The 11,656-nt window shown below is 72.7% G+C and carries 10 protein-coding genes; 6 read left to right on the top strand and 4 right to left on the bottom strand.

From position 1 onward, the window contains the following. Nucleotides 1-31: 31 nt before the first annotated feature. Together sdhC and L2C96_RS19185 are read right to left on the bottom strand one after the other, a co-directional pair. Nucleotides 32-838 (bottom strand): succinate dehydrogenase subunit SdhC, encoded by an 807-nt coding sequence (sdhC, locus tag L2C96_RS19190; protein ID WP_020419620.1) that lies wholly within the window; start codon nucleotides 836-838, stop codon nucleotides 32-34. Beyond that, entirely contained in the window at nucleotides 835-1,125 is a 291-nt protein-coding gene (locus tag L2C96_RS19185) for an Rv0250c family protein (RefSeq protein WP_017983947.1), read from the bottom strand. Before L2C96_RS19185 ends, sdhC begins: the two co-directional genes overlap by 4 nt. A gap of 235 nt (nucleotides 1,126-1,360) precedes the next feature. Here L2C96_RS19185 and edd point away from each other — a divergent pair, with 235 nt between their 5' ends. The 5 genes from edd (at nucleotide 1,361) to L2C96_RS19160 (ending at nucleotide 7,938) form a co-directional block, all read left to right on the top strand. After that, entirely contained in the window at nucleotides 1,361-3,229 is a 1,869-nt protein-coding gene (edd, locus tag L2C96_RS19180) for a phosphogluconate dehydratase (RefSeq protein ID WP_237337225.1), read from the top strand. An 8-nt stretch (nucleotides 3,230-3,237) separates the two neighbouring features. Further along, nucleotides 3,238-3,861 (top strand): bifunctional 4-hydroxy-2-oxoglutarate aldolase/2-dehydro-3-deoxy-phosphogluconate aldolase, encoded by a 624-nt coding sequence (gene eda / locus L2C96_RS19175; RefSeq protein WP_027936108.1) that lies wholly within the window; start codon nucleotides 3,238-3,240, stop codon nucleotides 3,859-3,861. A gap of 121 nt (nucleotides 3,862-3,982) precedes the next feature. Next, complete coding sequence (locus L2C96_RS19170; RefSeq protein WP_237337224.1) at nucleotides 3,983-5,419, top strand: lipase maturation factor family protein; 1,437 nt, start codon at nucleotides 3,983-3,985, stop codon at nucleotides 5,417-5,419. Nucleotides 5,420-5,429: 10 nt separating this feature from the next. Then, complete coding sequence (locus L2C96_RS19165) at nucleotides 5,430-6,947, top strand: aminotransferase-like domain-containing protein (protein ID WP_237337223.1); 1,518 nt, start codon at nucleotides 5,430-5,432, stop codon at nucleotides 6,945-6,947. Beyond that, nucleotides 6,865-7,938 (top strand): pyridoxal phosphate-dependent aminotransferase, encoded by a 1,074-nt coding sequence (locus tag L2C96_RS19160; RefSeq protein WP_237337222.1) that lies wholly within the window; start codon nucleotides 6,865-6,867, stop codon nucleotides 7,936-7,938. Before L2C96_RS19165 ends, L2C96_RS19160 begins: the two co-directional genes overlap by 83 nt. Here L2C96_RS19160 and L2C96_RS19155 read toward each other — a convergent pair. Further along, nucleotides 7,927-9,066: an MFS transporter gene (locus L2C96_RS19155; RefSeq protein ID WP_237337221.1), complete on the bottom strand. Its 1,140-nt coding sequence runs from the start codon at nucleotides 9,064-9,066 to the stop codon at nucleotides 7,927-7,929. The genes L2C96_RS19160 and L2C96_RS19155 overlap by 12 nt on opposite strands. 66 nt (nucleotides 9,067-9,132) lie before the next feature. Here L2C96_RS19155 and L2C96_RS19150 point away from each other — a divergent pair, with 66 nt between their 5' ends. Further along, nucleotides 9,133-10,743 (top strand): ArsR family transcriptional regulator, encoded by a 1,611-nt coding sequence (locus L2C96_RS19150; protein WP_237337220.1) that lies wholly within the window; start codon nucleotides 9,133-9,135, stop codon nucleotides 10,741-10,743. Nucleotides 10,744-11,118: 375 nt separating this feature from the next. Here the strand turns inward: L2C96_RS19150 and L2C96_RS19145 are convergent, their stop codons facing one another. Next, nucleotides 11,119-11,655 carry a regulatory protein RecX gene (locus tag L2C96_RS19145; RefSeq protein WP_020419628.1) on the bottom strand — a complete coding sequence of 179 codons (537 nt, stop codon included), beginning with the start codon at nucleotides 11,653-11,655 and terminating at the stop codon, nucleotides 11,119-11,121. Nucleotide 11,656: the final 1 nt, after the last annotated feature.

The raw sequence follows: 11,656 nt of genomic DNA, 5'->3' as shown, positions 1-11,656 counted from the left end.
CACCTAGTCCTTGGAGTCCTTGACGTCCTTGTCAGTCCACGAAACGCAGATCGGGGATGGCGCCGCTCGCCACGAGCATCACGTAGAGGTCCGTGACGACGAGCGTCCCCAGGGTGATCCAGGCCAGCAGCATGTGCCGGTTGTTGAGCTTGGTGACCTGGGTCCAGAGCCAGTACCGCACCGGGTGGCGGGAGAAGTGTTTCAGCCGCCCGCCGACCACGTGGCGGCACGAGTGGCAGGACAGGGTGTAGGCCCAGAGCATGATCACGTTGCCGAGCAGCACCAGGTTGCCCAGCCCGAAGCCGAACCCGCCGGTCTCGCCGTGGAACGCGACGATCGCGTCGTAGGTGTTGATCACCGAGATCAGCACCGCCACGTAGAAGAAGTAGCGGTGGGCGTTCTGCAGGATCAGCGGCAGCCGGGTCTCGCCCGTGTACTTGCCGTGCGGTTCGGCGACCGCGCACGCAGGCGGCGAGAACCACACCGACCGGTAGTAGGCCTTGCGGTAGTAGTAGCAGGTCAGCCGGAAGCCGAGCAGGAACGGCAGCGACAGGAACGCCAGCGGGATCCAGCCCGGCAGCTCCCCGAACGGCGTGCCGAAGTGGGCCGACCCCGGCACGCAGGAGTCGCTCAGGCACGGCGAGTAGAACGGCGTCAGGTAGCCGTACTCCGGCACGTAGTAGGCGGTGCGGACGAACGAGCGGATGCCCGCGTAGATGACGAACGTGGCCAGGCCGAGCGTGGTGAACAGCGGCGGCACCCACCACCGGTCGGTGCGCAGGGTGCGTGCGGTGATCCGGGCGCGCCCGCTAGCGGCGTTGGTAGCGGGCGCGCTCACCGCTGGTCACGGTGGTATCCGCCGACCCCTTCGTCGTCGGCCCCCTGCCACAGGGCCGGGTCGTACGGGCCGTCGGGGATCTTCACGACGGCCGAGGGGTCCAGCGGCTTGGGCTGGACCGGGACGCTGGGCTGCTCCAGGTCGCTCGCGTCGATGTCCAGGCGGTCGACGTCGTTGGCGAGGCGACGGACCGCGGAGGCGTCACCGTAGCGCGATCGCAGGGCGCCGACGCACTGCTTGAGCTGCCCGATCGTGCGGCGGAGTTCGGCGAGTTCGGTGGTGGTCATGACTACCTCCGGTCAGTTCGGCGGCGAGCCGGGGCTGGTACCGACTCTGCCGTTCGGCGTGCAATGTGACAAGTAGCACACAGTAGGTTGATGTTGTGATCGGGGTCACCTGAAACGATCTTCTTTATCGATTTTGATCCGGCCGATCCGGCAGCTACTGTGTCCACTGTCACGACCGTGCGACGCCAGCGAAGTCGTCAGCCGGACCAGCCGACGAGTTCCAGGTGGTTCTCCCGTGCGAAAAGCCCGAACACCCGTCCACCCCGTCGTCGAGGAAGTCACCGAGCGCATCGCCGCGCGCAGTGCCGCCACCCGCAGCGCCTACCTGGCGCGCATGGCCGCCGCCCGCGCCGAGGGGCCCGCCAGGGCCGGCCTCGCGTGCAGCAACCTCGCCCACGGCTTCGCCGCGTGCGGCGGCGAAGACCGCATCGCCCTGCGCGGGCTGCGCAAGCCCGGCATCGCGATCGTGTCCGCCTACAACGACCTGCTCTCCGCGCACCAGCCGCTGGACGAGTTCCCGGCGTGGATCAAGGACGCCGCACGCGAGGCCGGCGGGGTCGCCCAGTTCGCCGGCGGCGTGCCCGCCATGTGCGACGGCATCACCCAGGGCCGCGCCGGGATGGAGCTGTCCCTGTTCAGCCGCGAGGTCATCGCGATGGCCACCGGCATCGCCCTGTCGCACGAGATGTTCGACGGCGCGCTGCTGCTCGGCGTGTGCGACAAGATCGTGCCCGGCCTGCTGATCGGCGCGCTGGCCTTCGGGCACCTGCCCGCGATCCTGGTCCCGGCCGGGCCGATGACGTCGGGGCTGCCGAACAAGGAGAAGGCGCTCGTGCGGCAGCTCTACGCCGAGGGCCGCGCGACCCGGGAGGACCTGCTGGCGGCCGAGTCGGCGTCGTACCACTCGGCGGGCACCTGCACGTTCTACGGCACCGCGAACTCCAACCAGCTGGTCGTCGAGGTGATGGGCCTGCACCTGCCCGGCGCGAGCTTCGTGCACCCGGGCACGCCGCTGCGCCGCGCGCTGACCGAAGAGGCCGCGCGGCGGGTGGTCGCGTTGTCGCGGGAGGCCGGGTACACGCCGCTGGCCGAGGTGATCAGCGAGCGTTCGGTGGTCAACGGTGTGGTGTCGCTGCTGGCCACCGGCGGGTCGACCAACCACACGATGCACCTGGTCGCCATCGCCGCGGCGGCCGGGATCGAGCTGACCTGGGACGACTTCGCCGACCTGTCGTCGGTGGTGCCGCTGCTGGCCAGCGTCTACCCGAACGGCAGCGCGGACATCAACCACTTCCACGCCGCGGGCGGGGTGCAGGTCCTCATCGGCTCGCTGCTGGACGCCGGGCTGCTGCACGAGGACGTCCGCACGGTGGCCGGGGACGGGCTGTCGCGGTACCGGTCGGAGCCGGTGCTGGACGACGGCTCGCTGACCTGGCGCGAGGTGCCCGCGCGCAGCCTGGACGAGGACGTGCTGCGGCCGGTGGACAACCCGTTCGCGCCCGACGGCGGGCTGCGGATGCTGTCCGGCAGCCTCGGGCGCGCGGTGATGAAGGTGTCGGCGGTCGCGCCGGAGCACCGCGTGGTGCGGGCGCCCGCGCGGGTGTTCACCTCGCAGGAGGGTTTCACCGAGGCGTTCCGGGCCGGTGAGCTGGACCGGGACGTGGTCGTGGTGATCCGCAACCAGGGGCCGCAGGCGAACGGCATGCCGGAACTGCACGGCCTGACGCCCGCGCTCGGTGTGCTGATGGACCGCGGGCACCGGGTCGCGCTGGTCACCGACGGCCGGATGTCGGGCGCCTCGGGCAAGATCCCGGCCGCGATCCAGGTGACGCCGGAGGCCGCGGCGGGTGGTCCGCTGGCGCGGGTCGCCGATGGTGACGAGGTCGTGGTCGACGCGGTCGCCGGGCGGCTGGACGTGCTGGTGGACGAGGTCACGCTGGCGGCCCGGCCGCTGCGGGACGCGCCGCCGGATGAGGCATCCTGGGTCGGCACCGGCCGGGAGTTGTTCACCGCGCTGCGCCGCGCGGTCGGGCCGGCCGATCAGGGAGCCGGCGTGTTCGGGCCGATGACCCCGGGGCACTTCGGTGCGCCCGCGCGAGTGTGAGGAGAGACGTGAAGACAGGGCATGACGTGCTCGAGTTGTCGCCGGTGCTGCCGGTGGTCGTGGTGGACGACGCCGCGGACGCCGTGCCGCTGGCGAAGGCGCTGGTCGCGGGCGGGATCCGGGCGATCGAGCTGACCCTGCGGACGCCGGCCGGGCTGGCCGCGATCGAGCGGGTCGCGGCCGAGGTGCCGGAGATCGTGGTCGGCGCGGGCACCGTGGTGACGCCGGAGCAGGCTCGCCAGGCGGCGGACGCGGGTTCGGCGTTCTTGGTGACGCCGGGCTGCACGGACCGGTTGCTGGAGGCCGTGTCCGGGACGGGGTTGCCGTTCCTGCCCGGCGTGAGCACCGTCTCGGAGGCGATGCGCGTCGCCGAACACGGCATCACCGCGCTGAAGTTCTTCCCGGCGGAGGCCAGCGGAGGGGTCGCGTACCTGAAGGCGCTCGGTGGGCCGTTGCCGCAGCTGCGGTTCTGCCCTACGGGTGGTGTCACGGTGCAGAACGCGCCGTCCTACTTCGCACTGTCCACAGTGGGCTGCGTCGGCGGAACCTGGCTGACCCCGAAGGACGCTGTGCGGGCCGGCGATTTCGGGCGGATCGAGCAGCTGGCGCGCGAGGCCGCGGCGCTGCGCTGAACGGTTTCGCGACCGCCGCCCGTGGGGGGCGCGGGCGGCGGTCGCGAATTCAGCTCCCGATTGGGGGCCGGGCCGCCCGGGTACTAGCCTCACGGCACTCGTCTGGCGAGGGGAGATCGCCGTGGGATGGGAGTGGCTCGCCGATCCGGGTTACTGGGCGCCCCGGCTGCTGTTCCAGCGGGCGCTCGCCGCGATCTACGTCGTCGCGTTCCTGGGCGCCGCCCTCCAGTTCCGGCCGTTGATCGGCGAGCGGGGCCTGCTGCCGGTGCCCCGGTTCACCCGCCGCGTGCCGTTCCGCCGCGCGCCCAGCCTGTTCCACTGGCGCTACTCGGACCAGCTGTTCGCGGGCGTCGCGTGGACCGGCGTCGTCATCTCGGCCGCGCTCGTCCTCGGCCTGTTCGACCACACCCCCGTGTGGGCGACCATGCTGGCGTGGCTGGTGCCGTGGCTGCTGTACCAGTCGATCGTCAACGTGGGCCAGATCTGGTACTCGTTCGGCTGGGAGTCGCTGCTGCTCGAGGCCGGGTTCCTGGCGATCTTCCTCGGCCCGGCCGACACCGCGCCGCCCGTGCTCGTGCTGTGGCTGCTGCGCTGGGTGCTGTTCCGGCTCGAATTCGGCGCCGGGCTGATCAAGATGCGCGGCGACGCGTGCTGGCGCGACCTGACCTGCCTCTACCACCACCACGAAACCCAGCCGATGCCCGGGCCGCTGAGCTGGCACTTCCACCACCTGCCCAAGCCCCTGCACAAGGTCGAGGCCGCGGCCAGCCACTTCACCCAGCTCGTGGTGCCGTTCGCGCTCTTCGCCCCGCAACCCGCCGCGAGCGCGGCCGCGCTGCTGATGATCCTCACCCAGCTGTGGCTGGTCGCCAGCGGGAACTTCTCCTGGCTGAACTTCCTCACCATCGCCATCGCGGTGTCCGTTGTGGACATCATCCCGGCGCCCGTCCCGGAACTGGCCCGACCGCCGGTGTGGCAGCACGCTCTCGTGATCGGGGTGACCGTGCTCGTCGCGGTGCTCAGCTACCGTCCGGCGCGCAACCTCGTGTCGCGCGAGCAGGTCATGAACACCAGCTTCGACCGGCTGCACCTGGTCAACACCTACGGCGCGTTCGGCAGCGTCACCAAGGTGCGGCACGAGGTCGTCATCGAGGCGACCGACGATCCCGCGCCCGACGAGCACACCGTGTGGCGCGAGTACGAGTTCAAGGGCAAGCCCGGCGACCCGCGGCGGCGCCCACCGCAGTTCGCGCCCTACCACCTGCGGCTGGACTGGCTGATGTGGTTCGCCGCGCTGTCCACCCGGTACGCCGAATCGTGGCTGCCCGGTCTGGCGGAGAAGCTGCTGTCGGCGGATCCGGGCACGCTGAAGCTGTTGCGGCGCGACCCGTTCGACGGCAGGCGGCCGGCCTACCTGCGGGCGCGGCTCTACCGGTACCGCTTCACCACCCCGCGCGAGCGCAGGGAGACTGGGGCGTGGTGGGTGCGTGAACCGCGGGGCCCGGCGCTACCGACCACGAAGCTCGGGCCGCACGGCGCGGTGGTCGCCGTCGACTGAGGAGGACGGGATGCACGCTGGCCGGCTCGCGGAGCTGCTCGGCCGGTGGTCCAGCGGCAGCGAGCCGCTCTACCTGAAGCTGGCCGCGCGCCTGGAGGGGCTGGTCGAGCGGGGTGAGATCCCGGCCGACGGGCGCCTGCCGACCGAGCGCGCGCTGGCCGCGGAGCTGGCGGTCAGCCGCAACACCGCGGTCGCCGCCTACGACGTGCTGCGTGACCGCGGGCTGGTCGAGCGCCGCCGCGGCAGCGGCACGTTCGTGCGACGGCCGCCGCGGCCCGGGCGCGGGGTGGTCGCCGAGTTCAACCCGATGTTCCTGCACCTGCTCGACCCGGTGCCGGACCTGATCGACCTCACCTGCGCGGCGCCGCCGCAGCCCGCGTACCTCGCCGAGGTCGTCGCCGAGGCCGCGGTGGGCGACTTCGGCATCGGCTACCACCCGTCCGGCATCCCGGCGTTGCGGCAGGCGATCGCGGACCACTACGCCGCGCAGGGTGTGCCCACCGATCCCGCGCAGATCGTCGTCACCTCGGGCGCGCAGCAGGCGATTTCGTTGCTGGCGCAGCTGTTCCTGCGGCCCGGCGACGCGGTGGCCGTCGAGGAGCTGACGTACCCGGGCGCACTGGACGCGTTCCGCGGCGGCGGGGCGCGCATCCTCGGGGTGCCGCTGACCGCCGACGGGGTGTCGGTGCCGCACCTCGCGGAGGTCGTCGTCGGGGCGAAACTCGTGTACCTGGTGCCGGCGTTCCAGAACCCGACCGGCTCGGTGCTGCCGCCGCACGCGGCGCGGCGGGTGGTGGCGCTGTGCGAGTCGCACGGGGTGCCGCTGGTCGACGACCACGTGCTCGCCGACCTCGCGCTCGACGGTCCACGGCCCGCGCCGCTCGCCCGGCACGGGAGCGGGGTGATCAGCGTGGGGTCGCTGAGCAAGCTGATCTGGGGCGGGGTGCGGATCGGCTGGGTCCGGGCCGATCCGCGGACCGCGGCCGACCTGGCGCGGCTCAAGGCGGTCGCCGACCTCGGGACGGACGTCGTCGCGCAGGCGATCGGGGTCGCATTGTTCGCGCGCTTCGGCCGGCTGAGGGCGGAGCGGCAGGCGGAACTGCGGGCGCGGCGGGACCAGGTGGTGCGGGACCTGCGGGCGGCGTTGCCGTCGTGGGAGTTCCGGACGCCACCGGGTGGCCAGACGCTGTGGATCCGGTTGCCAGGCGCCGACTCGCGGCGGTTCGCGCAGTTCGCGTTGCGGTATGGCGTGGCGTTGCTGGAGGGCACGTCGCTGGCCGCGCACGAGTCCAGCGGCGAGCACATCCGAGTGCCGTTCACCCTGCCGCCGGAGGCGTTGTCCGAGGCGGTGCGGCGGTTGCGGAAGGCGTGGGACGACTATCCGGGAGCCAATGACGCGGGATTGGCCCTGTCCGGCGCGGCCGCGACCGGCGAGGGTGATCGGCATGCGACGTTTCCCGCCGAGCGCGATGACGAGTCTGCTGGACGAGAGTCCCCGGTACGACCTGGCCGAGAGCACCTGCGGTGACCTGACGGTCGCCGAGCTGGTCGATGTCGGCAGGCTGGCGAAGTTCCCGCTCGGGTACGGCACTTCCGCCGGTGACGAGGAGTTGCGGGCGCTGCTGGGCGCGCGGCTCGGGGTGTCCGCGGACGAGGTGCTGATCACGGCGGGCGCCGGAGCCGCGCTGTTCCTCGTCGGGCTGGTCGCCGACGGGGAGGTCGTGGTGGTGCAGCCCGGGTACCCGCCGATGCTCGGGCTGGCGCGGGGGCTCGCGGAGCGGGTGCGGACGGTGCGGCTGCGGTTCGAGACCGGGTACCGCCTGGATGTGGCGGCGCTGCGGGCGGCGCTGACCGCGCGGACGCGGCTGGTGATGCTGGCGACGCCACAGAACCCGGCCGGGGTGGCGTTCACCCGGGACGAGATCGACGCGGTGTTGTGCGCGACGGCCGAGGTGTGCCCGGAGGCGGTGGTGCTGGTCGACGAGACGTACCGGGAGGCGGCGTATGCGGAGATCGAGTCGTTCGCCTCGGTTTCGCCGCGGGTGCTGACGTGCGGGTCGTTCTCGAAGGCGCACGGCGCGCCCGGGCTGCGGATCGGCTGGCTCACCGCGCGGGACCCCGCGTGGTACGAGGAGCTGCGCCGGGCGAAGTTCACGAGCGCGGTGTCCTGCGGCACGCTGGACGAGTTCCTGGCGCTGGAACTGTTGCGGCGCGCCGACGAGGTGCTGGCCGGGAAGCGGGCACGGATGCGCGCCGGGCTCGCCGAGGTGGCCGCCTGGGTGCCGCGGCAGAACGGCCGGGTGACCTGGCTCCGCCCCGACGCGGGAGCTTTCTGTTGCCTGCGCGTGGATTCCGGCGCACCCGAGTTCTACGAACACCTGGCGACGGCCGGGGTGGCAGTCTCCCCAGGCGACTGGTTCGGTGACGACCCGGCCGTCTTCCGGCTCGGCTTCGCCCACGAACCGGTCGAGCGCCTGCGCGAAGCGCTGGAGCTGATGAGCCAGGCGCTACAGCCCTGACCGGAACGCCAGCAGGGCGAGGCCTCGCAGCAGCCCCGCGATCGGATAGGGCGCGCGGAGACCGAAGAGGTGCGCGACGAGCCCGCCGGTGAGCGCGCCGAACGGCATGAGCCCCCAGCCGAGCAACCGGTAGACGCTGTTGACCCGGCCGAGGATCCCGGCCGGGACGAGCTGCTGCCGGAGGCTGACGGTGACGATGTTCCAGAGGGTGGTGACGAACCCGTTGGCGGCCAGCAGGAGGGCCAGCACCAGCGCGGTCGGGCTCAAGCCGATGGCCACGAAGATCACGGCGTTCGCCACCAGCGCGAGGCGCAGGGTGCGCCGGGCGCCGAGGCGGGCGGGGACGTCGAGCACCCCGGCGAGGAGGCTGCCGACGGCGGCGCCGGTGAGGAGCAGGCCGTAGCCGCCGGTGCTCAGGTGCAGCGTCTGCGTGGCGAGCAGGACAAGGGTGGCGTTGCCGAGTTGCGCGCAGAAGGTGTTGACGGCCAGCAGCGCGGCGAGGGTGCGGAGCAGCTTGTGCCGGAGCAGCCAGCGCAGTCCTCCGGTGACCGTCGACCCGGCCTGCCTGGACCGGTGGCGGGGCAGCGTGGCGAGGAGCGCGGCGGAGACGGCGAAGGTCACGGCGTCGAGAGTGAGGGGCAGCGCGGCGGAGATGGCGAAGAGGAGACTGCCCAGGGGTGGCCCGGCGAACTGCTGGCCGGTGGTCGTGATCGCCTGCTGGTAGCCGTTCGCCTTGGGCAGCAACGGTTTCGCGACGAGGTCGGGCAGGATCGCCTGTGCCGCGTTGCCGAAGAGGACCTCGCACGCGCCCAGGCCGAAGGCGATCGTCGCCAGTGCGGGCAGGGTCAGTGCGTGCAGTGCGGCGAGGACAGCGGCGGTGCCGGTCAGCAGCGCCTGCACGGTCTGGGTGCGCCACATCAGGGTGGCCCGGTCGCAGCGGTCGACGAGCGCGCCGGCCGGGAGGGACAGCAGCAGCCACGGCAGGTAGGTCACGGCGGACAGGACCGCGATCAGCCGCGGGTCGGGTGTCAGCGTGGTGGCCAGCAGGGGGATCGCCGCCGTGAACGCGCCGTCGCCGAGGGCGTCGACGGCCGATGCCCACCACAGCCGCCAGTAGGTACCGGTCATGCGGTGAGGGTGTCGGGCCCGGGTCGCCGTGCGGCACCGTTGAGCGGTGGGCTACATACTCGGATCATGCCCCTGACGGTCGAACTGGACGTGTCCGAGCTGGCGGCGACGCGGTTCGCGATCTCGCCGCTGTCGGAGACGGTCGCGGGGTTGCAGCAGCTGGCGGGGCACGTGCGGCGGGCGGTGCACCTGCCGTGGGTGCGGTGGGCGGAGGCCGAACTCGCGCGGGAGGCGCTGGACCTGCCGGGGTTGTGGCCGTTGATCGCCGGTGACGGGGCGAGCTGGCCGTCGTTCCTGATCCCGGCGCCGCGCGGAGCGGGTCCGTCGCTCGAGGACGATCTGGCGGTGGTGCGGCGGACCACGGCCGGCCAGGTGCGCGCGAGCCTGGGCCGCGTTTTCGGTGCTGATCTTCCGGACGGTGTGGCCGCTTTGGCTGCGCGCCCGAGTGCGGGCCTGGAAGCGATCACGGACGAGCTGCGGGAGGCGTATGCGCGGCTGATCGAGCCGCACTGGCCGCGGATTCGCGCGGTGCTGGAGGCAGACGTGGCATACCGCGCACGGCAGCTCGCGGCGGGCGGGGCGGCGCGGCTGTTCGGCGGCCTGCACCCGGACCTGAGCTGGCGCGCGGGCCGGCTGGTGCTGGCTGGTGCGGACCGGGCGGTCGAGCTGGGGCCGGGCGGGCTGGTGCTGATGCCCGTCGCACTCGCCCCGGCGCACGTGATGATCAAGCGCCACACGACAACCCAGACGACGATCCGCTACCCGGCGCGTGGAGTGGGGGCCCTCTGGTCCGCGGCGATGGCGCCGGTGCCCCCTGTTCGCGCCCCGGCTCGCCGGTCCGCGCAGAGGGGAGCCGGGCCGCTGGCTGCTCCCGGGCGCGGTGCGGCTGGCCGATCCGCGCTCCGACCGGCGAACCACGCCGCGCCGGAGGTGACTGGTTCAGCGGAGCGAGCCGCGCCGCAGCAGGCGGGAGGCACCGCACCACCGGCAACGACTGTCCGCGGTTCGGCGAACCAGCCCGCACCCCAGCCGGCCCGCCACACCGCACCACCACCGGCGACTGTCCCCAACGCGCCAGACCAACCCACAACCCAGCCCGCCAAGCGAGCCGCACCACCGGCGGCGACTAATCAGGCCCCGGCAGATCAGCCCCACACTGCACCGCAAGCGGTGACTGGCCGCAGCCCGGCAGACCAGCCCACATCCCAACCGGCCAGCCAAGCCGCGCCGCAGGCAGGGAACGACCGCGGGTCGGCGGACCTGTCCGCGCGACAGCCCGGGGGGCAAGCCGCGTCGCGGGTGGCGGGCGTTCGCGGTTCGACACACCGCTCCGAGCCACAGCCGGCCGGGGGCGCAGCATCGGGGGTAGCAGGCGTTCGCGGGTCGGCACGTGAGGCCGACATTCTCTGGGCGGCGCGGCCACCGTCGGCCAGCGTGGTGCGGTTGCTCGGCCGCGCCCGCGCCGAACTGCTGGCGGCACTCCACTCCCCCGCGACGACCACCGATCTGGCCCGCGCGCTCGCCGTGACGCCCAGTGCGGTGTCCCAGCACCTCCGCATCCTGCGCGAGAACGGTCTCGTGACGCGGGAGCGGGCCGGTCGCAGTGTCCTGTACGTGATCACACCCCTCGGCGAGGCACTGATCCGTGTCGCGGGTGGGCGAGAGAACCAGCGGTGAGCGCGCGAAGTCGCCATTTCGTACGGCTGTCAGGAACGCATTTCGTGGCGTGAGTTGTCCACAGCGACCGCACGAAAAGTCATTCTCGCGGAGAACAGCCTGTGATGCGGCAGGCCGTGGGACCGCCGTTCGCTGGTTGCCCCGGGTTGTGAAGAGGGCGAGGCCCGGTCGATCGGTCACTCGACCGCCCTGGGCCTCGCCTACCCGTACTCCTGTGCAGTGGGGCGGCAGGGCTCGACCCACGGCCGCGGCAGTGACCAGCACAAGCCAGCCGCATCGCAGCCGGCCGCTGCCGTCCCACACACAGCGCACCCACGACAAAGCCCACCGCGGGAATCTGCGGTGGGCTCAGTCTTGGGTCCGGGAAGAGCGGGCTCAGTCCAGTGTCGCGTCGTCCAGGGGGGTGGCGTCCGCGCCGGCGTTGCGGAGCTCGTCGCGCACCACGGTGTACGCCAGGCCCTGCGGGTAGCCCTTCCGGGCGAGCGTGCCGAGCAGCCTGCGCGTCGCGGTCTGCTCGTCCAGCGTCGTCATCGTGCGGAGGCGCTTGCGCACCAGCTCGCGCGCCCGCTGCTCCTCCGACTCGCGGTCGATCTCGCCCGCCGCCTGGGCCGCCACCTCCGCGTCGACGCCCTTGCGCTTCAGCTCGGCGACCAGCGCGGTGCGCGCCAGGCCCTGGTAGGCGTGGCGCGAACGCACCCACTGCTCGGCGAACGCGGCGTCGTCGATCAGGCCGGCGTCGTCCAGCTTGCCGAGCAACTGCTCACGGATCTCGTCGTCGAAACCCTTGCGCCGCAACGCCTGCCGCAGCTCGTCCTTGGTGCGGGCGCGGATGGCCAGGAGGTCGAAGCAGACCTCCTTGGCCTTCTTCCACGCCTCGTCCCGGGACAGCTCCTTCGGGTCGAACCTGGGCATC

The organism is Amycolatopsis tucumanensis, assembly GCF_021654135.1.
Lineage (GTDB): Bacteria > Actinomycetota > Actinomycetes > Mycobacteriales > Pseudonocardiaceae > Amycolatopsis_E > Amycolatopsis_E tucumanensis.
Note: the sequence above shows the minus strand (reverse complement) of the source record. Positions and strands in the feature narration are given on the sequence as shown.